Consider the following 18,974-nt stretch of genomic DNA (forward strand, 5'->3'; position numbering starts at 1 on the left):
CCGGTGACCCTGCCACAGGGGCCCGCCCGAGGCGGCATGGCCGAGGCGCCGGGGCGGCGCTAGCCTTCCGGGGGTGATGCGCGGATGCACAGCGTGGTGCGGCCGCTCCGATCCGTAATCCCCTGCGAAGGTGGAACACGTGAAGGCTATCCGTCGATTCACCGTGCGCCCCGTCCTCCCGGAGACCCTGCTGCCGCTCACCGACCTCGCGCGCAATCTGCGCTGGTCGTGGCATTCGGAGACCCGCGAACTCTTCCAATCCGTCGACCCCGAGGGCTGGCAGGCCGCCGGGGGCGATCCCGTCCGGCTGCTCGGCACCGTCTCCGCCGCCCGGCTCGCGGAGCTGGCCGGCGACCGCCGCTTCCTGCGCCGGCTCGCCGTCGTCGCCGCCGACCTCGATGACTACGTGAACGGCGGGAGGTGGTACCAGGGCCAGGAGAACGGCCCCGAACTGCCCGCCGCCATTGCCTATTTCTCCCCCGAATTCGGCATCACCGCCGCCCTGCCCCAGTACTCCGGCGGCCTCGGCATCCTCGCCGGGGACCACCTGAAGGCCGCCAGCGACCTCGGCGTCCCGCTCATCGGCGTCGGACTGCTCTACCGGCACGGGTACTTCCGCCAGTCGCTCTCCCGCGACGGCTGGCAGCAGGAGCACTATCCCGTGCTCGATCCCAACGAACTCCCGCTCGCCCTGCTCCGCCAGGACGACGGCTCCCCGGCCCGGATCTCGCTCACCCTCCCCGGCAGCCGGGCCCTGTACGCGCACATCTGGCAGGCCCGCGTCGGCCGTGTGCCCCTGCTGCTCCTGGACTCCGACGTCGAGGACAACGACGCCGCGGCCCGGGAGGTGACCGACCGGCTCTACGGCGGCGGCAGCGACCACCGGCTGCTCCAGGAGATGCTGCTCGGCATCGGCGGGGTGCGTGCGGTGCGCACGTACTGCCGGATCACCGGCCACCCCGAGCCCGAGGTCTTCCACACCAACGAGGGGCACGCGGGGTTCCTGGGGCTGGAGCGCATAAGGGAACTGGAGAGGGAGCGGGGACTCGGCTTCGACGCCGCCGTCGAGGCGGTGCGCGCCGGGACCGTGTTCACCACGCACACCCCCGTCCCGGCCGGCATCGACCGCTTCGAGCAGGCCCTGGTCGCCCGGCACTTCGGGGACGGCGGGGAGCTGGACGGCGTACCGGTCGACCGGATCCTGGAGCTGGGCGCCGAGTCCTATCCCGGGGGCGACCCCGGCGTGTTCAACATGGCCGTCATGGGGCTGCGCCTGGCCCAGCGCGCCAACGGGGTCTCCACCCTGCACGGCGCGGTCAGCCGGGAGATGTTCGCCGGTCTGTGGCCGGGCTTCGACCCGTCCGACGTGCCCATCACCTCCGTGACCAACGGGGTGCACGCCCCGTCCTGGGTGGCCCCGGAGGTGGTCCGGCTCGGCGCCCGGCAGATCGGCGCCGGCCGCACCGAGGACGCCCTGTCGGTCGGCGGCTCCCCCCGCTGGGACGCGGTCGCCGACATCCCCGACCAGGACGTGTGGGACCTGCGGCGGGTGCTGCGCGAGCAGCTGGTCCAGGAGGTACGGGACCGGCTGCGGGCCTCGTGGCGCCAGCGCGGGGCCGCCGACGCCGAACTGGGCTGGGTGGACTCCGTACTGGACCCGGACGTGCTCACCATCGGCTTCGCCCGGCGCGTGCCCTCGTACAAGCGCCTGACCCTGATGCTCCGTGATCCCGACCGGCTGCGCAGGCTGCTGCTGGACCCGGACCGGCCGGTGCAGATCGTGGTCGCGGGCAAGGCGCACCCGGCCGACGACGGCGGGAAGCGGCTCGTGCAGGAGCTGGTGCGGTTCGCGGACGACCCGCGGGTGCGGCACCGGATCGTCTTCCTGCCCGACTACGGCATGGCCATGGCGCAGAAGCTCTACCCGGGCTGCGACGTCTGGCTGAACAACCCGCTGCGGCCGCTGGAGGCGTGCGGGACCAGCGGGATGAAGGCCGCGCTCAACGGCTGCCTCAACCTGTCCGTCCTGGACGGGTGGTGGGACGAGTGGTTCGAGCCCGACTTCGGCTGGGCCATCCCGACCGCCGACGGGCTCGGCGCGGACGAGGACCGCCGGGACCACCTGGAGGCGAACGCGCTCTACGAGCTGATCGAGAGCCGGGTCGCGCCCCGGTTCTACGACCGGGTCGGGCGTACCGGGCTCCCGGTGCGGTGGATCGAGATGGTCCGGCGCACGCTGGTCTCGCTGGGGCCGAAGGTACTGGCCGGGCGGATGGTGCGGGAGTACGTGGAGCGGCTGTACACGCCGGCCGCGCTCGCCCACCGCGCCCTCACCCCCGAGGCGGCACGGGATCTGGCCTGGTGGAAGGGGCGGGTCCGGGCGGCCTGGCCGCGGGTCGGCGTCGAACACGTCGAAGCCCTCGCCGCGGCCCCGGTCAACGGCACCGCCGAGCTCGGGGCCACCCTCACCCTGCGCGTGCAGGTGTCGCTGGACACCCTCGCGCCCGAGGACGTGGAGGTGCAGGCCTTCGCCGGGCGGGTGGACCCGCAGGACGTGATCCGGGACGGGCGGAGCTTCCCGCTCAAGCCGACCGCCGGGCCCGACCTGGAGGGCCGCTGGGCGTACGAGGGCCCGCTCGCCCTCGAACGTACGGGGCCCTTCGGGTACACGGTGCGCATCCTGCCGGCGCATCCGCTGCTGGCGAACCCGGCCGAACTGGGCCTGGTCGCCGCCCCGGTGGACACGGACGCGGGAGGCGGCGTACTCCTGCGGTAGGCCGTGTCGGCGAAGTACGGCGTCACGGGGCGGGCGGCGGGTCCACCAGCCGCCCGCCCTCCACGAGCATCCCGGCCCGCTTGACGCTGCGCAGGGTCGGGATCAGCTCCACCTGGCCCACGCCGTCCACCGAGCCGATCCGCTCGGTCAGGTAGGTGTAGAGCGCGTCGGTGTCCCGGCACACCGCCACGGCCATCAGAGCGGCCGACCCCGTCACGGCCGCTGCGAACGCCACCTCGCGGTGGCTCGCCAGCGCCGCCCCCACCTCCGCGATCCGGGCCGGCGGGACGGTCAGCACCAGCGTCGCCTCGGCCTCGTAGCCGAGGTGCGCCGGGACGAACTCCACGTCGAAGAAGACCGCCCCGAGGTCGCGCAGCCGTTCCAGCCGGCGGCGGGCGGTGGACTCCGACAGGCCGGTGGCGCGGGCCAGTTCCGGATACCCGGCGCGGCCGTCCCGGCCCAGCACCGCGAGCAGCGCGAACTCCGCCTCGTCCAGCGCGTACCGCTCCGGCCCCGGCTCGACCGGTGGCGGTTCCAGGGCCGCGATCTGGTCGGGGCGCAGCTCGTCCAGACCGACCCAGGAGTCGGGACCGCCGAAGAACTTCCGCAGGATGGTGTGGGCGCTGATGCCGGTCACCCGGCGGGTGCGCGGCAGCTTCTCCAGCAGCAGCGTGTCCCGGTCCTTGCGGGTACGGGCCCGCGTCATGCAGTGGATCTCGGTACCGCCCGAGTTCAGGGTCACCCATGCGATGTCCGGGCGGCGGGCGAGCGCCTCGGCCACCGGGAGCGCCGCGTCGGGGGCGCACTGGACCCGCAGCCAGGACTCGAACAGCCCGACGCGGCTGCCCAGCGGCAGTCCGACCACCCGGATCAGGCCGCTGGTCCGCAGGCGCCGATACCGGCGTACGACGGTCTGGTCGGAGACCTCCAGGACCTCGGCGAGCCGGCTGAAGGCGGCCCGGCCGTCGATCACGAGGGCCTGGATCAGGGCACGGTCGAGGGGGTCCAGCTCCACGGTCTCGTTCACGCTCTGCTGCATGGTTTCCATCATGACAGGGGCTCTGGTAGGGGAAATCCGGCAGGAGGGGGCCGCTGGGTGGGGAACGGGGTCGGAGGCTGGGACCTTGGGGCGTCGGCATCCGGCCCGGCCGCGCCTCCGTCCGAGGCCCTTCCCACAAAGAACCCCAGGAGAACTCCCATGCGTAAATGGCTGCCGCTGACGGCAGTGGGCCTCGGGGCCTTCATGCTCCTGGTCGACGTCACGATCGTGACCGTCGCCCTGCCCGGCATGGCCGCCGACCTGCGCACCGACTTCGCCGGACTCCAGTGGGTCATGGACGTCTACGCGCTGGCGCTGGCGGCCCTGCTGCTCGGCGCGGGCTCGCTCGCCGACCGGATCGGCCGCCGCCGCGTCTACCTCGGGGGGCTCGCGCTCTTCGCCGCGGCCTCGCTCGCCTGCGGGCTGGCCACCGGCCCGGGGGAGCTGATCGCCTTCCGTGCGGTCCAGGGCATCGGCGGGGCCGCCATGTTCGCCACCACCATGGCCCTGCTCAGCGGCGCCTACCAGGGCCGCGACCGCGGGATCGCCTTCGGCGTCTGGGGCGCGGTCAACGGAGCCGCCGCCGCGGCCGGTCCGATCATCGGCGGGCTGCTCACCGACCACTTCGGCTGGCGATGGATCTTCTTCATCAACCTGCCCGTCTGCGCGCTGGCCGTGTACGTGACCTTGAAGGCCGTCGCCGAGTCCCGCGACCCGCACGCCAAGGGCCTCGACCTGCCGGGCATGGCCGCCTTCACCACGGGCGCCGGGGCCGTCACCTACGCCATGATCCGCGTCGGCGAGAACGGGTGGAGCTCGCCCACCACGCTGGGCCTCCTCGGCCTCGGCGGCGCCGCCTTCGCCGCCTTCGTCCTCGTCGAACTGCGCAGCTCCCGCCCGATGCTGGACCTCTCGCTCTTCCGCAGCCGCACCTTCGTCGCGGTCATGGCCGCGGGGCTGCTGCTGTCGGGCGCCGCCTTCTCGTACCTGATGTACGTCTCCCTCTGGCTGCAGTCCGCCGAGGGGATGAGCCCGGTCGGCACGGGCCTGGTGCTGGTGCCGATGAGCGCGGCCGCGTTCCTCGTCTCGGCCGTGGCCGGGCGGCTGCTGCACGCCATGCCGGCGCGGCTGACCATCGGCGGCGGGCTGCTGCTGATCGGGGTGGGCGCGCTGCTCCAGGCCTGGATGCTGGACGCCGGTGACGGCTGGTCGGCCATGGTCCCTGGGCTGCTGGTGACCGGCGTGGGGGTGGGCGTCGCGACCCCGGCGCTGGCCGCGACCGCGATGGAGGCCGTCGCCCCGGCCCGGGCCGGTATGGCCGGCGGAGCCCTGAACACCGCACGGCAGCTGGGCACGGCCCTCGGGATCGCCGTGCTCGGCGCGGTCTTCCACGCCGGGCTCCGCGACGGCCTGGGCGAGGGCGGCCGGGGGCTGTCGGAGCCGCTGGCCTCCGGCGGCGCCGGGCGGCTGCTCGCCGGGGCTCCGGCGGGAGCGGCGCGCGAGACGCTGAACGCGCTGGTGGACTCGGCCTTCGCGAGCGGGCTCCGCGAGACGTTCCTGGTCTCGGCCGCGATGGGCCTGGCCGGCGCCCTGGCGGTGTTCCTGCTGGTCCGCACCGGTCCGCGCCCGGGTCCGGGTGCCCCCGCGGCGGTCCCGGGCCAGGCGGCCCCGGCGGCCGGGAGTCCGGCGGCCCGGCGGTAACCGCACGCCGCCATAAGGCGGGTGACCCGGTACCTCACGGGTGAACCTTCGAACGCGCTGCGCCCGCCGAATCGTTTCTCCATCCTCGTCCGCTCCTACGGTTGCTCGCGGATGCCACCGGACCCGGTATCCGAGGACCCCGAGAAATGGACTTCCTATGCGTCTTCGCACCACCGCCGTCGTCTTCGCCGGCGCCCTCGCGCTCGTCCTGCCCACCGCCGGCCAGTCGCTGGCCGACGACCACAGCGGTCGCACCCTCGGCACGCTGCACTACCAGTTCGTCGACGACGACGGCGACGAGCGCAGCGCGCAGATCCGGCCCGCGGAGAACAACAAGTGCTACGTGCTGACGCGCGCCTCCGACGCCGAGCCCGCCATCGAGGTGCGCAACGAGACGGAGTCGCTGGCCGTCCTCTTCGACAACCGGACGTGCGACGGCAAGGCCGAGCGCGTCCTGGAGCCGGGACAGCGGGCGCAGGACGTGGAGGCCGTCTCGGTCGTCTTCGAGCCGGTCGACGGGGAGAACGCGGGCCGCGAGGACCAGGCCCGCGACGACCAGGCCAAGCACGACCAGCCCAGCGACGACCAGGCCAAGGACGACCAGGCCAAGGACGACCAGGCCCGTGACGACGAGGGCCGGGGCGACTCGAACGGCCGCGAGGACCACGCGCGTGAGGACCAGGCCCGCGACGACTTGGAGGACCGCGAGGACGAGGAGGACCTCCTCGACCGGGTCTTCCGCACCATCGGCTGACCCGGCGGCTCCCTGACCGACGAGGCCCGGCACCCCGGCGCGGGGGCGCCGGGCCTGCGTCATTCCGCGGGCGCGGCGCGGCTGGTGCGTTCGCGGGCCCCGCACGGGCCCCGCACGGGCCCCGCACGGGCCCGGCCATGGAACAGGGCCGCCCGGGGAGGTCTTCTCCCGGGCGGCCCCGTGGTCTATCTGGTCAGCTTCTTCTCACACGGCCCCGGTGGGGGTCAGAACGTGAGCTTCCAGCTGTTGATGTAGCCGGTGTCGGCCGCGTACACGTCCTTGACCCGCAGCTTCCAGACACCCTGCGCGACCTCGGAGGAGGCGTTCACGGTGTAGGAGGCGACGACGTTGTCCGCGGAGTCCGAGCTGGAGGTGTTCTTCAGCCGGTACGCCGTGCCGTCGGGGGCGATCAGGTCGATCTGGAGGTCACCGCGGTAGGTGTGGACGATGTTCACGTCCACCTTGAGGGTGCTCGGGGCGTTGCCCGCGCGGTTCACGGTGATCGGCGAGTCGACCGTGGAGTTGTCCGCGATCTGGTAGTCGGTGGTGTTCTCGAAGACGTTCGGCTGCGTGGTGCCGACCGTCCAGGTGAAGGCCGCCGTACCGGTCTGGTTCGCCGAGTCCCGCACCGTGACGGTCACGTTGGACGTGCCCGCGGTGGTGGCGGTACCCGAGATCAGGCCGGTGGAGGAGTTGATCGACAGGCCGGCCGGCAGACCGGTCGCCGAGTAGCTCAGCGCACCGGCGTTGCTGCTGGTGGCCTGGATCTGCAGGCTGACCGCGCTGCCCGTGACGGTGGTCTGGTTGCCCGGGTTGGTGACCGAGACGCCGACCTGGGGGCGGGCGCCGACGCCGATGCCGGCCCAGGCGTGGGCGACGTTGTTGTACGTGGCCGAGCCGGCACCGTACAGGTCGGCCGCGGCCTGCAGGGTGGCCGTACGGGCGGCCGCGTAGTTGGTGTTCGACTTGAACAGACCGGTGGTCAGCGCGCGGAACCAGATCTTCGAGGCGGCGTCGCGGCCGATCGCGGTGACCGGGAGGCCGTCGGAGGTCGGCGAGTTGTAGCTCACCCCGTTGATGACCTTGGCGCCCGAGCCCTCGGAGGCCAGGTAGTACCAGTGGTTGGCCGGACCCGACGAGTAGTGGACGTCGATGGAGCCGATGCCCGAGTACCACGAGTCCTTGGAGCCGCCGTCCTTGCTCGGCTTGTCCATGTAGCGCAGCGGGGTTCCGTCGCCGTTGATGTCGATCTTCTCGCCGACGAGGTAGTCGCCGACGTCCTGCGGGTTGTTGGCGTAGAACTCGACCGCCGCCGCCATGATGTCGGAGGTGGCCTCGTTCAGACCGCCGGGCTCACCGCTGTAGGTCATGTTGCCGGTGACCGAGGTCAGACCGTGGGTCATCTCGTGCGCGGCCACGTCGATCGAGGTGAGCGGCTTGTTGTTGCCCTCACCGTCGCCGTAGGTCATGCAGAAGCAGGAGTCGTCCCAGAACGCGTTGACGTACGCGTTGCCGTAGTGGACCCGGCTGTACGGGGCCACGCCGTCGTTGCGCAGGCCGTTGCGGCCGTGCACGTTCTTGTAGTAGTCCCACGTGACCTGGGCGCCGTAGTGGGCGTCCGCGCCGGCGGTCTCCAGGTTGGAGGCCAGGCCGTTGCCCCAGATGTCGTCCGTGCCGGTGAAGAGCGTGCCGGTGCCGGAGGAGCCGTGGTTGAGGTTGTACGTCTTGTGGCTGCCGCGCCCGGCGTCGGTCAGCGTGTAGTTGCTTCCCGACTGGGACGAGCCGAGGGTCACCTGGCCGCTGTACTGCGTGTTGCCGGTGCCCGTCTCGATGGCCTGCCACTCGGTGATCTTCGCACCGGTCTTGGCGTTGGTCACCACGTGCAGCTCGCTCGGGGTGCCGTCGTCCTGGAGGCCGCCGACGACGGTCTCGAAGGCGAGGACCGGAGCGCCCTCGGCCGCCCAGATCACCTTGCGGGCGCCCTTGGAGGCCTTGGCCTCCTTGGAGCCCGCGGCGTTGGCGGCGGCGACCGCCTGGCCCTCGGCGGCCGACGGGGCGACCGTGGCGTCGGTGTCCGCGACCTTGATCTCGTGGTGGGTCGCCTTGGTCACGCTCTTGGTGACGCCGTCCTTGGCGTGGACGGTGAGGTCACCGCCGAGCACCGGGAGGCCGTTGTAGGTGCGTTCGTACGTGGTGTGCGTGGTGCCGTCGGCGTCCTTGACCACGTCGCGGACGACGAGCTTCTCGCCACCGCCGAGGCCGAGCGCCTTGGCCGCCTGCACGGTGGTCGAGTTGGCCTCGGCGAGGAGCGTCGCACGCTCCGAAGCGCTGAGTACGCGGTTGGCCGCGCCCGGGTTGGACTGGACGGCCTGGCGGGCCTGCGACGCGGTGGCGTCGGCGGTCGCGGTACCGGTCTGTATGCCTACGGCGAGCAGGGCTGCCGCGGCAACGAGCGCGCCGGCCGCGGTGGCACGCCTCTGGGGGGTGGCTCTCAACGCAGACTCCTTCTGCAAGGGGGGTTCCGGACGGCTGGGTGGGCCTCCGGGCAGATCAGGGCTGGTGCGATGAACGGTCGAAGAGTGCCACCTGCGGGCCATGATGTCAGGAGCGTGTCAAAAGGTTGGCCGGAAACGGTTCGTTGTCCGATCAGACGTATCCGGTATGCGAACCATTCACCTTTGCGTGCGAAAGAGACGTCCGGCATTCGGAACGCCTGATACCGGTTGCTAACACTTGAGCAACAAGAGGTCATGATGTCCCGAACGGCATCTGGCGAACGGGTGTTTGTCGTACTGTTTCCCGGTGCGACAGATGTTCACTGCCAGGGGAAGCCGTGGACAGTCGCCGCTGTCATAGACCACGTGCCAGGGGGGCCCATGAGGCATGTCCATTTTCCTGCGCAAAGAGTGGCCGGAACGGCCCAGGCGTCCTTCCTGCCCGCACGGCGCCTCGGCGACAAGGCCCGTTGGTACCTGCCCGCCGCCGTCACCGCCGACTTCTTCGGCGCCGCCGTTCCCGTAGGGCTCGTCTTCGCGGCCGCCCAGCAGGTCCGGCCCCTCTACTGCGCCCTCGGCGCCGCGCTGGCATGGACCGGGGTGCAGCTGCTGCGCCGGCGGTACGCGGCCCGGGCGCTCGGAGAATCCCGCGGAGTGCTGCCCGTCGTACACGACTGGCTGATTCTGATCGGTGTGCTCGCGGTGGCCCGCGTGGTGACCGAGGAGGACACCCCCCGGCTCTCCGCCCTCGGGGCCCTGCTGCCCGCCCTGCTGATCACCGTAGCCTGCCACAAGCTGACCTACCGCCACCTCACGGCCGCCCGCCGCGAGGCCCACGCCGTCAGCCGCGTCCTGGTGATAGGGGAGCCCGACGCGGCCGAGGACGTCATCGCCCACCTCGCCGCGCGCACCGACCATCCGTACGTGGTCGTCGGCGTGGTCCCGGTCGGCGGCGGGACCCTCGCCAGCGGGGTGCCCGTGGCGGCCCGGCTCGACGCGGCGATGCCCACGGCACCCAACGGAGACTCCGCGGCCGTGCTCGGCGCCGTCCGCAGCCAGCACGCCGACCTGGTCCTGGTGGCCCCCGGCGCGCGCATCGCCGGGGAGCGGCTGCGCCGCGTGGCCTGGGCCCTGCACGACGCCGGGCTGGAACTGGCCGTCTTCCCCGGACTGGTGGAGGTCTCCGTCAAGCGGCTGGAGACCCTGTCCGCGGGCGGACTCGCCGTGCTGCGGGTCTTGCCGCCGGTCGGCCGGGGCGTGCAGACCCTGCTCAAGTCGGCCCTGGACCGGGCGGGCGCCGCGGCCGGGCTGCTGCTGCTCTCCCCGGTCTTCCTCGGGATCGTCCTGGCGATACGGCTCGGCTCGCGCGGCCCGGCCTTCTACCGGCAGCGGCGCATCGGCCGCGACGGGATCCCGTTCGTCATGTGGAAGTTCCGCACCATGGTGGTGGACGCCGACTCCCGCAAGGCCGAGCTGGCCGGGGCCAACGAGCACGACGGCCTGATGTTCAAGATGCGCCGCGACCCCCGGGTGACCCGGGTGGGCCGGCTGCTGCGCCGTACCTCGATGGACGAACTGCCGCAGCTGATCAACGTCCTGACCGGCCACATGTCGCTGGTCGGCCCGCGCCCGCCGCTGCCGGAGGAGGTGGCGAAGTACGACGAGGTCGAACTGCGCCGGCTCACCGTGCGGCCGGGCATGACGGGGCTGTGGCAGATCAGCGGGCGGTCCGACCTGTCCTGGGACGAAACGATCCAGCTCGATCTGCAGTACGTCGACAACTGGTCCTTCACCAGTGACGTCGACGTGATGGGCCGCACGCTCCGCGCCGTCGTCGACGGTCGCGGAGCGTACTGAGAGGCTCCGGGTTTGGGATCAGCCGTTCTGCTCGCGCCACCACCGGTAGGTGGCGGCGATGCCGTCCCGCAGCGGGATGCCGGGCTTCCAGCCGAGGGCGGTCAGCCGGCCGACGTCGAGCAGCTTGCGCGGGGTCCCGTCCGGCTTGGACGTGTCCCAGGCGAGCCTGCCCCGGAAGCCCGTCACCTCGGCGACGGTCTCGGCCAGCTCCCTGATCGTCAGGTCCTCGCCGCAGCCGATGTTGACGGGCTCGTCGCCGTCGTAGCCGCTGAGCAGCACCACGCAGGCGGCGGCGAGGTCGTCCACGTGCAGGAACTCCCGGCGCGGGGTGCCGCTGCCCCACAGGGTGACCTCCTCGCGGCCCTCGGCGGCGGCCTCGTGGAAGCGCCGGATGAGGGCGGGCAGGACGTGCGAGGACTCCAGGTCGAAGTTGTCGCCCGGGCCGTACAGGTTCGTCGGCATCGCCGAGATGTACGAGGCCCCGTACTGCTTGCGGTACGACTGGACCTGGACGATGCCGGCGATCTTCGCGAGCGCGTAGGCCTCGTTGGTCGGCTCCAGCGGGCCGGTCAGCAGGGCGTCCTCGCTGATCGGCTGCGGGGCCAGCTTCGGGTAGATGCAGGACGAGCCGAGGAACAGCAGCCGACCCACACCGGCGGTGTGCGCGCCGGCGATGACGCTGAGCTGGATCTTGAGGTTGTCCTCCAGGAACTGCACCGGGTACGTGCTGTTGGCCATGATCCCGCCGACCTTGGCGGCGGCCAGCACGACGGCGTCCGGGCGGACGTCCCTGAGGTACGCCCCGGTCGCGGCGGCGTCACGCAGATCGAGGTCGGCGCGGCCCCGGGTGAGCACCTCGTGGCCGTCGGCGGTGAGCCGGCGGGCGACCGCCGACCCCACGAGGCCGCGGTGGCCCGCGACGAAGACGCGGGCGTTCGGGGGCAGCAGCGGCAGCGAACTTGTCATACAGCCGATGATGCCAGTCCGCTCCCGCGGAGGTGGCAGCAGTCCGGCGCACCGCGGAATCCGCCGCAAAGACGGCCGGACCGGGCGTGTACGGTACGCATCCAGTCCCCGGGCACGCGCCCCGGCGGGCCGGGCGCTGCCGGGGGTGCAGCCCGCTCAAGACAACGAACAGCAACCATCACCAGGGGGACCCCATGGGCAAGACCGCACTGATCACCGGCGTCACCGGGCAGGACGGCTCGTACCTCGCCGAGCTCCTGCTCTCCAAGGGCTACACGGTGCACGGTCTGGTGCGGCGGTCCTCCAGCTTCAACACGGAGCGGATCGACCACATCTACCAGGACCCGCAGACCGCCAACCGGTCCTTCGTCCTGCACCACGCCGACCTCTCCGACGGCGTCGCCCTGGTGAACCTGCTCCGCGACATACGCCCCGACGAGGTCTACAACCTCGGCGCGCAGTCCCACGTCCGCGTCTCCTTCGACGCGCCCCTCTACACGGGCGACGTGACCGGCCTCGGCGCGCTGCGCCTGCTGGAGGCGATCCGGGCCAGCGGTATCGATACCCGCATCTACCAGGCCTCGTCCTCCGAGATGTTCGGCGCCACCCCGCCGCCGCAGAACGAGGGCACCCCCTTCCACCCGCGCAGCCCCTACGGCGCCGCCAAGGTCTTCGCCTACTGGACCACGGTGAACTACCGCGAGGCCTACGGCATGTTCGCCGTCAACGGGATCCTCTTCAACCACGAGTCCCCGCGCCGCGGCGAGACCTTCGTGACCCGCAAGATCACCCGTGCGGTCGCCCGCATCAAGGCCGGTCTCCAGGAGAAGCTCTACCTCGGCAACCTCGACGCCGTCCGCGACTGGGGCTACGCCCCGGAGTACGTGGACGCGATGTGGCGGATGCTCCAGCAGGAGGAGGCCACCGACTACGTGGTCGCCACCGGTGTGGCCGCGACCGTCCGCGAGTTCGTCGAGGCCTCGTTCGGGCACGCCGGTCTCGACTGGAACGAGCACGTGCGCTACGACCCCAAGTACGAGCGCCCCAGCGAGGTCGACGCACTCATCGGCGACGCCTCCAAGGCCCATGACCGGCTCGGCTGGAAGCCGACGGTCCTGGTGGACGAACTGGCCAGGATCATGGTCGACGCCGACATCCGCCAGGTCGAGGACCAACTGGCGGGCGTGACGGTACGCATCGACCGCTGAGGCCTTATATTTCCCCTACGATTTGCCGTGTCCCGGTCATACTCCGCAGGTCCCTGCGGGTGCGACCGGGTCAAACCTGCTGTATGTCCGTAGTGCACCCTCCATGCTGAACCCTGTTGATTCCAAGTTGGTATGCAATGGGTCAAGTGAGGTGACCGGGCCCTCACGTGAGCCCTAGTCTGCGCCAGTACATATGGCTGTTCGGATAGTTCCAGCCATCAAACCGGGCGATTGCCCTGGGGGGCTCATGCGTAGATCCAGAGGGCTGACTGCTGCCCTCGTCCTGTCACTGGCCGGTGCCGGCACCGGTATAGGCCTCGTGCTGATGCCGCAGGCCTCCGCCATCACGGCGCCGGTGGCATTCACCGCCGACAACCTGCCGACGTGGCAGCCCAACGGCATCGTGTGGGCGATGGCCCAGGCGAACGGCACCGTCTTCGCCGGTGGCACCTTCTCGGCCGTCCGCCCGCCCGACGGCGCCGCCGGCACCGAGCAGGAAGCCGTGAACTTCGTCGCGCTCGACGCCGCGACCGGCAACCCGACCTCGTGCAAGCTCGCCTTCACCGTCGGCGACGGCACCGCCACGGTCCGCACGCTGGCCGTCTCGAAGGACAAGAAGACCCTCTACGCGGGCGGCTACTTCGGCGCCGTCAACGGCACTCCGGTCTCCAGCCTCGCCGCGGTCGACATCGAGACGTGCACCCCCAAGGCCGCGTTCCACCCGAGCGTCCCCGCCACCGTGCGCGCGCTCGCCGTCACCGACGACACCGTGTACGTGGGCGGCGACTTCGCCGCCGTCGAGGGCCAGACCCGCGAGCGCTTCGCCGCGGTCGACGCCTCCTCCGGCGCCCTCAAGCCCTTCGTCGCCAACGCCGACGAGCCCGGCCGCGCCATCGAGATCAGCAACGACGGCAAGAACGTCCTGCTCGGCGGCGACTTCTTCTCGGTCAACGGCGCCAACACGCACGCGCTGGCCGTGGTGAACGCCACCACCGGTGCCGTCACCAAGACGTACACCAGCATCCCGTCCAACTCCGTGGTCAAGGACATCTCGGCCGACGCGACGGGCTACTACACCGGCAGCGAGGGCTCCGGCGGCGGCGTCTTCGACGGCCGCATCGGTCTGAGCACCGACTTCAACGAGAAGTGGCGCGACCGCTGCCTCGGCGCCACCCAGTACGTGCTGCCGTACGACGGGGTGCTCTACAGCTCCTCGCACGCGCACGACTGCTCCACCGAGCTGGAGTACCCCGACGGCAAGCGCCACTTCCTGCTGGCCCAGCCGACCGACCACACCGGCGCCGCCCCCGCGCCCGTCAACGGCTTCGTGCGCGGCCCGCGCAAGCTCGGCTGGTTCCCCACCGCCAACGACGGCCTCGGCGAGGGCATCGGCCCGCGCGTCATGTCCGTCGCGGAGAAGAACGACGTCAAGTACATGTGGGTCGGCGGTGAGTTCACCCTCATCAACGGCAAGCCGCAGCAGGCCCTGACCCGCTTCGCCTCCACCGGCGACGTCGGCGCCCCGACCACCCCGGTGGTCAGCGCCGCGAGCGTCAAGCCCGGCGAGGCGCAGGTCCGCTGGCGCACCAGCTACGACGCGGACGACAGCAAGCTGACCTACCGCATCTACCGCAACGGCTCGGCCACGCCCGCCGCCACGGTGAACGCGGACTCCCTGGAGTTCGAGCGGCCCCAGGCCTCCTGGGTCGACACCACGGTCAAGGCCGGCCAGTCGTACAGCTACCGCCTGACCGCGACCGACGCGGCGGGCAACACCAGCTCCCTGTCGGCCAGCGTGTCGGTGACGGTCCCGGCCTCGGCCCAGGCGTACCCGAACCAGGTCCGCGCGGACGGCGCCAACCTGTACTGGCGCTACGACGACACCGTCAGCCCGTACGTCGCCGACTCCTCGGTCAGCGGCAACACCAGCGGCGTCCAGTTGAACGCCCCGGCCCTGCGCCAGACCCCCGGCGCGGTCTCCGGCACCAGCACGGCGATGGGCTTCAACGGCACCAGCCAGCAGGTCTACAGCGACCACCGCCAGACGGTCGGTGCCGCGTTCACCCTGGAGACCTGGTTCAAGACGAGCAGCACCCGCGGCGGCAAGCTGATCGGCTTCGGCAGCAACACCGACCGCAGCAGCGGCTCGTACGACCGGCAGATCTACATGACCAACACCGGTCGCCTGTTCTTCGGCGTCTCCGACGGCTCGGCCCGCACCGTCTCCACCGGGCTGTTCGACACGTACAACGACAACAAGTGGCACCACGTGGTCGCCACCCAGGGCCCCGGCGGCATCACCCTGTACGTCGACGGCCAGAAGAAGGACTCGACGAACCGCACCAGCACGCAGACCTACGCGGGCTACTGGCACGTCGGTGGCGACAACCTGAACGGTTGGCCGTCCCGTCCGACGAGCAACTTCTTCGCCGGTCAGATCGACGAGACGGCCGTCTACCCGTCGGCGCTCACCGAGACCCAGGTCAAGAACCACTTCACCCTGGCCAAGGCGGCCACCGACACGGTCTCCAAGGTCAACGCGACCGAGGACACCTACATCAACCAGGGCGCCCCGAGCACGGCGTACGGCACGTCCACCTCGCTCGCGGTGCGCGGCACCTCGGCGTACGAGACGTACCTGCGCTTCGCCCTCCCGGCCGCGCCGGCCGGCCAGGTCCTCAAGTCCGCCTCCCTCCAGGTCAAGACCACCACGCAGACGGGCGCCGGCACCGCCGACACCGTGTCCGTGGTCCCGGTCACCGGCACCTGGAGCGGCGCGGGCACGACCTTCAACACCAAGCCCACCCTCGGCACCACCCCGCTCGGCACCATCACGGGCGTGCCGGACGGCTCGGCGGTCCACAACGTCGAGCTGGACACCGCCGCGGTCTCCGCGGTGCTGGGCACCAGCTACAGCCTGGGCCTGACGAGCACGGGCACCGACCCGCTGTGGATCTGGTCCTCGGAGTCCACGGCCGCGGACGGCATCCCGCAGCTGGTTCTCACCTTCGGCGCGAAGTAGCGACGAGAACCGAAGTAACCGCCTGACGGAGTGCGGGGCCCGGTCTACGCGGCCGGGCCCCGCACTCCTGTCCCACCCAGTAAGTACGGGAGCCATCCGATGTACCGACGCTCCGCAGCGGCTGCTGTTCTGCTGACCGCCGCCCTGACGCTGACCGCCTGCAGTTCGGGCGGGGGCAAGGCCGACTCCGGCGCGGAGGCGAAGCCCCCGGCCTCGTCGGCGGCCCCCGACCCCGCGGACAGCGCGGCGCCCTCGGCGCCCGCGCCCGACGCGAAGCCGGCCGGCCCCGTCCTGCCCGACGCGAAGCTCACCCCGAAGACGGGCAGCTTCACGGCGCAGGAGAAGAAGTACCTGAGCGGGCGCGTCCCGGAGAAGATGGATCCGGCGGCCGTCCTGCAGAGCGGCCAGGACGCCTGCCAGCGCGTGGAGCGCACCGCGAAGCGTGACAAGGACGCGGCGACCGGCGCGGTCATCACGGGGGAGATCCCGGGCGCCAAGGATGCGATCACCCTCCTGTGCCCGGAGCAGAAGCCGATCCTCGCGGCGGCCGAGAAGGGCTTCCCCGAGGGCCCCCGCCAGTCGCCCGCGGCGGGCACGTACCGGGCACTGACCCAGGCCACCACCTGCACGTGGGAGGCCAAGGCCAAGGACGGCTCGGTCCTGGCCTCCGGCCCCGAGACCCCGCCCAAGGCGGGCGACAAGATCACGGCGACGATCCCGTCCGGCACGGCGGAGTTCAACTCCTCGGGCTGCTACGCCTGGCTGCCCGCGTAAGGGCGGCCACTGCCGTACGAGAACGCCCCCGGGTCCGGACCGCCGGTCCCCGGGGGCGTTTTCGTGTGCCGGGGCGGGGTAGCCGCGTGCCAGTACGCGACCACGACACCGGCATGCGGAGGCGAGTCCTATGAGTGGCCTGGGCGGCTGCATCGGCCTGATCGTGGTGGGGGCCATCCTCACCTTCGCCACCGACTGGGAGATGCGCAGCGTCGACCTCGACCTGGTCGGCCTCATCATGATGGCGGCGGGGGCCATCGGCCTCGCCGTGTACTCCAGCGTCCTCAAACGCCGTCGCGCCGCGGGCGCCATCCCGGTGGTGGAGGAACGCCGCCGGGACGGCGTCTAGTGCTGTGACCGGCAAGGTTCACCGGGTCGCGACACCCGGCACGGCACCTCGCCGCGTTGTCGGACCGCGCAAGTACGTCCAGTACGAGCCGCGGCCCTCCGCCTTGCGATGCACCGCACCTGGGGGCACCTCCCTGGGGGTCCCCCCGGACGGAGTCTGGGGGAGGTAGCTGGGGGAGCCGCGCCCCGGCAAACCTTTCCGGCCACAGCACTAGAGGGGGCCGGGTCCTGTCGGTCCGGGACAGGACCTAGTTGCGGCGGGCCGCCTCGTACACCGGGAGCAGGGTGTCCAGGACCGCGTCCATCGAGAAGGACTCCGCGGCCAGTTCGCGCGCCGCCCGCGAGGCCGCCGCGTTCGCCGCCGGGTCCAGCAGGGACAGGACCGCCGCCGAGACGCTCGCCGGGCCCGGGTCCACCGCGTGTCCCGCGCCCGCCGCGGCGATGTCGCGGGCCAGGCCGTTGGAGTGGGTCACCACCGGCGGGACGCCCACCGCGAGGGCTTCCAGGACCGACATCGGGAACGGCTCGTCCACGGAGGGCAGTACGTAGACGTGGGCCCGGCGCAGCTCCGCCAGGACCTCCTCGCTGGACAGGGCTCCCGGAACGGTGAAGCGGGACGAGAGGCCCAGCGCCGTGACGCGGGCGCGGACGGCCGCCAGCTCACCCTCGTCCGGGCCCGCGACCACGAAGTGCGCGTCCGGGTGCGCCGCGAGGACCGCCGGGGCCGCGTCCACGAAGTCCACCGGCCGCTTACGGGCCTGCAGGCGCGCCGAGTACAGGACGCGCGGCGGGCCGGACAGGGCGGGACGTTCCTCCTGCGCCGGGGTGCCGTTGACCAGGCGGACCGCGTTCGCCAGGGGCGGCGCCCCCACCACCGCTTCCAGGCCCTCCCGTTCGTGCGGGGTCAGGTGGAGCACCGTGTCCGCGCCGCGCAGCAGCCGGCGTACCGCCACCGCATCCAGCACCTTGGCCAGGAGCTTCTCGCTCGGGTCCACCATCCCGTGGGTCTGCAGGACGAGGGGTCTGCCGGCCCGCAGCGCCGCCAGGGCCACCGGCAGGGTCACCAGGTCCCGGGCCAGGTGGACGTGGACGACATCGGCCTCCCGGACCAGGCGGCCGGCCGACGCCAGCAGCGCCGGCGAGGTCATCCCGCTGAAGCCGAGGGGGAGCAGCCTGCGGGCCGGGAACAGCTTCGCCGGGACGCCCTCCACGGAGGTGGGCCACTCCTCGAAGCCCTCGCCCAGTGCGAGCAGCCGCGCCTCGTGGCCCCGGGCCCGCAGCCCCTTCGCCAGGTTCAGTGCGACCCGGACCGGCCCGCCGAAGGCGTGCGAGGGGGAGTGCAGCGTGACGGCGTGCAGGACTTTCACTTCGGCTCCTCCACCGGGCGGCGCCGCCCGTCCTGGGTCTGCAGGGTCAGCTCCGGCAGGTCCTTGTGTACGACGGCACCCGCGCCCGCGACCGCGCAGCGGCCCACCGTCACGCCGGCCAGCACGGTCGCCCGCACGGCCACCCACGCGCCGTCCTCGACCGTGATCGGGGCGTTGCGGTAGCGGAAGTCGGCGGCCCGGTGGTCGTGCGAGCCGGTGCACAGCATCGCCTCCTGCGAGAGGCACACGTGCGAACCGATCGTCACCGGCTCCAGGTTCAGCAGCCAGGCGCCCTCGCCGATCCACGTGTGGTCCCCGACGGTCAGCTTCCACGGCCACAGCACCCGCACCCTGTGCCGGATCAGCACGCCCTCGCCGATCTTCGCGCCGAAGGCGCGCAGCAGCGCGACCCGCAGCCGCGCGGGACAGAACCAGCTCATGAACAGCGTGTTCATCACGGCGAACCAGAGCGCCTGCGTCAGCAGCCCGCGCCCCTTGTCGTATCCGGCCAGAGTGAAGGCAGGAAGGTCACGCAACGGAAGCCCCGATCATCCACCCTCCCCCTGACATCGTCGGGGGGACCCCCGGCGCCTCCCCGGGCGCCGCCCGCTCAGACTAGACTGCGCCCGGACCAGGCACATGGGGTGGGGGCGGCAGTGGCAACGGA

The 18,974-nt window shown here is 72.0% G+C and carries 13 protein-coding genes; 8 read left to right on the top strand and 5 right to left on the bottom strand.

Annotated elements, in window-relative coordinates:
- Positions 1-139 precede the first annotated feature (139 nt).
- Positions 140-2,776 carry an alpha-glucan family phosphorylase gene (glgP, locus tag ACGFYQ_RS06030; RefSeq protein WP_393740410.1) on the top strand — a complete coding sequence of 879 codons (2,637 nt, stop codon included), beginning with the start codon at positions 140-142 and terminating at the stop codon, positions 2,774-2,776.
- A 22-nt stretch (positions 2,777-2,798) separates the two neighbouring features.
- Here glgP and ACGFYQ_RS06035 read toward each other — a convergent pair whose 3' ends face one another.
- Positions 2,799-3,815 carry an Lrp/AsnC family transcriptional regulator gene (locus ACGFYQ_RS06035; RefSeq protein WP_393740412.1) on the bottom strand — a complete coding sequence of 339 codons (1,017 nt, stop codon included), beginning with the start codon at positions 3,813-3,815 and terminating at the stop codon, positions 2,799-2,801.
- Between the two features lie 159 nt (positions 3,816-3,974).
- On the opposite strand from ACGFYQ_RS06035, the gene ACGFYQ_RS06040 reads away from it, so the two are divergent.
- Positions 3,975-5,516, top strand: coding sequence for an MFS transporter (locus tag ACGFYQ_RS06040; RefSeq protein ID WP_393740414.1), 1,542 nt, complete (start codon positions 3,975-3,977; stop codon positions 5,514-5,516).
- A 157-nt stretch (positions 5,517-5,673) separates the two neighbouring features.
- Positions 5,674-6,270 carry a hypothetical protein gene (locus tag ACGFYQ_RS06045; RefSeq protein ID WP_393740416.1) on the top strand — a complete coding sequence of 199 codons (597 nt, stop codon included), beginning with the start codon at positions 5,674-5,676 and terminating at the stop codon, positions 6,268-6,270.
- A 224-nt stretch (positions 6,271-6,494) separates the two neighbouring features.
- Here the strand turns inward: ACGFYQ_RS06045 and ACGFYQ_RS06050 are convergent, their stop codons facing one another.
- Positions 6,495-8,765 (bottom strand): M4 family metallopeptidase, encoded by a 2,271-nt coding sequence (locus ACGFYQ_RS06050; protein ID WP_393740418.1) that lies wholly within the window; start codon positions 8,763-8,765, stop codon positions 6,495-6,497.
- A gap of 381 nt (positions 8,766-9,146) precedes the next feature.
- On the opposite strand from ACGFYQ_RS06050, the gene ACGFYQ_RS06055 reads away from it, so the two are divergent.
- Positions 9,147-10,622, top strand: coding sequence for a sugar transferase (locus ACGFYQ_RS06055; RefSeq protein ID WP_393740420.1), 1,476 nt, complete (start codon positions 9,147-9,149; stop codon positions 10,620-10,622).
- Positions 10,623-10,640: 18 nt separating this feature from the next.
- On the opposite strand, the gene ACGFYQ_RS06060 is transcribed toward ACGFYQ_RS06055, so the two are convergent.
- A complete protein-coding gene (locus ACGFYQ_RS06060) occupies positions 10,641-11,588 on the bottom strand; it encodes a GDP-L-fucose synthase family protein (protein ID WP_393740422.1) in 948 nt (315 codons plus the stop codon).
- 194 nt (positions 11,589-11,782) lie between these two features.
- On the opposite strand from ACGFYQ_RS06060, the gene gmd reads away from it, so the two are divergent.
- The 4 genes from gmd to ACGFYQ_RS06080 all read left to right on the top strand — a co-directional run bounded on the left by gmd (position 11,783) and on the right by ACGFYQ_RS06080 (position 16,941).
- Positions 11,783-12,796, top strand: a complete 1,014-nt coding sequence (gene gmd / locus ACGFYQ_RS06065; RefSeq protein WP_393740424.1) for a GDP-mannose 4,6-dehydratase — start codon at positions 11,783-11,785, stop codon at positions 12,794-12,796.
- Between the two features lie 247 nt (positions 12,797-13,043).
- Positions 13,044-15,818: a LamG-like jellyroll fold domain-containing protein gene (locus tag ACGFYQ_RS06070; protein WP_393740426.1), complete on the top strand. Its 2,775-nt coding sequence runs from the start codon at positions 13,044-13,046 to the stop codon at positions 15,816-15,818.
- Positions 15,819-15,917: 99 nt separating this feature from the next.
- Positions 15,918-16,592: a hypothetical protein gene (locus ACGFYQ_RS06075; protein WP_393740428.1), complete on the top strand. Its 675-nt coding sequence runs from the start codon at positions 15,918-15,920 to the stop codon at positions 16,590-16,592.
- A gap of 130 nt (positions 16,593-16,722) precedes the next feature.
- Entirely contained in the window at positions 16,723-16,941 is a 219-nt protein-coding gene (locus tag ACGFYQ_RS06080; RefSeq protein ID WP_362402837.1) for a DUF6458 family protein, read from the top strand.
- A gap of 247 nt (positions 16,942-17,188) precedes the next feature.
- Here the strand turns inward: ACGFYQ_RS06080 and ACGFYQ_RS06085 are convergent, their stop codons facing one another.
- Positions 17,189-18,307: a glycosyltransferase gene (locus tag ACGFYQ_RS06085; protein ID WP_393740430.1), complete on the bottom strand. Its 1,119-nt coding sequence runs from the start codon at positions 18,305-18,307 to the stop codon at positions 17,189-17,191.
- Entirely contained in the window at positions 18,304-18,843 is a 540-nt protein-coding gene (locus ACGFYQ_RS06090; RefSeq protein WP_393740432.1) for a WcaF family extracellular polysaccharide biosynthesis acetyltransferase, read from the bottom strand. Before ACGFYQ_RS06090 ends, ACGFYQ_RS06085 begins: the two co-directional genes overlap by 4 nt.
- Positions 18,844-18,974: the final 131 nt, after the last annotated feature.

It is taken from the genome of Streptomyces sp. NPDC048258 (genome assembly GCF_043201995.1).
Lineage (GTDB): Bacteria > Actinomycetota > Actinomycetes > Streptomycetales > Streptomycetaceae > Streptomyces.

What these genes read in the sequence shown, in the direction of transcription:
- ACGFYQ_RS06035 (WP_393740412.1), bottom strand. Translation starts at nt 3,815, where the DNA reads ATGCAGCAGAGCGTGAACGAGACCGTGGAGCTGGACCCCCTCGACCGT.
- ACGFYQ_RS06040 (WP_393740414.1), top strand. Translation starts at nt 3,975, where the DNA reads ATGCGTAAATGGCTGCCGCTGACGGCAGTGGGCCTCGGGGCCTTCATG.
- ACGFYQ_RS06045 (WP_393740416.1), top strand. Translation starts at nt 5,674, where the DNA reads ATGCGTCTTCGCACCACCGCCGTCGTCTTCGCCGGCGCCCTCGCGCTC.
- ACGFYQ_RS06055 (WP_393740420.1), top strand. Translation starts at nt 9,147, where the DNA reads ATGAGGCATGTCCATTTTCCTGCGCAAAGAGTGGCCGGAACGGCCCAG.
- ACGFYQ_RS06060 (WP_393740422.1), bottom strand. Translation starts at nt 11,588, where the DNA reads ATGACAAGTTCGCTGCCGCTGCTGCCCCCGAACGCCCGCGTCTTCGTC.
- gmd (WP_393740424.1), top strand. Translation starts at nt 11,783, where the DNA reads ATGGGCAAGACCGCACTGATCACCGGCGTCACCGGGCAGGACGGCTCG.
- ACGFYQ_RS06070 (WP_393740426.1), top strand. Translation starts at nt 13,044, where the DNA reads ATGCGTAGATCCAGAGGGCTGACTGCTGCCCTCGTCCTGTCACTGGCC.
- ACGFYQ_RS06075 (WP_393740428.1), top strand. Translation starts at nt 15,918, where the DNA reads ATGTACCGACGCTCCGCAGCGGCTGCTGTTCTGCTGACCGCCGCCCTG.
- ACGFYQ_RS06080 (WP_362402837.1), top strand. Translation starts at nt 16,723, where the DNA reads ATGAGTGGCCTGGGCGGCTGCATCGGCCTGATCGTGGTGGGGGCCATC.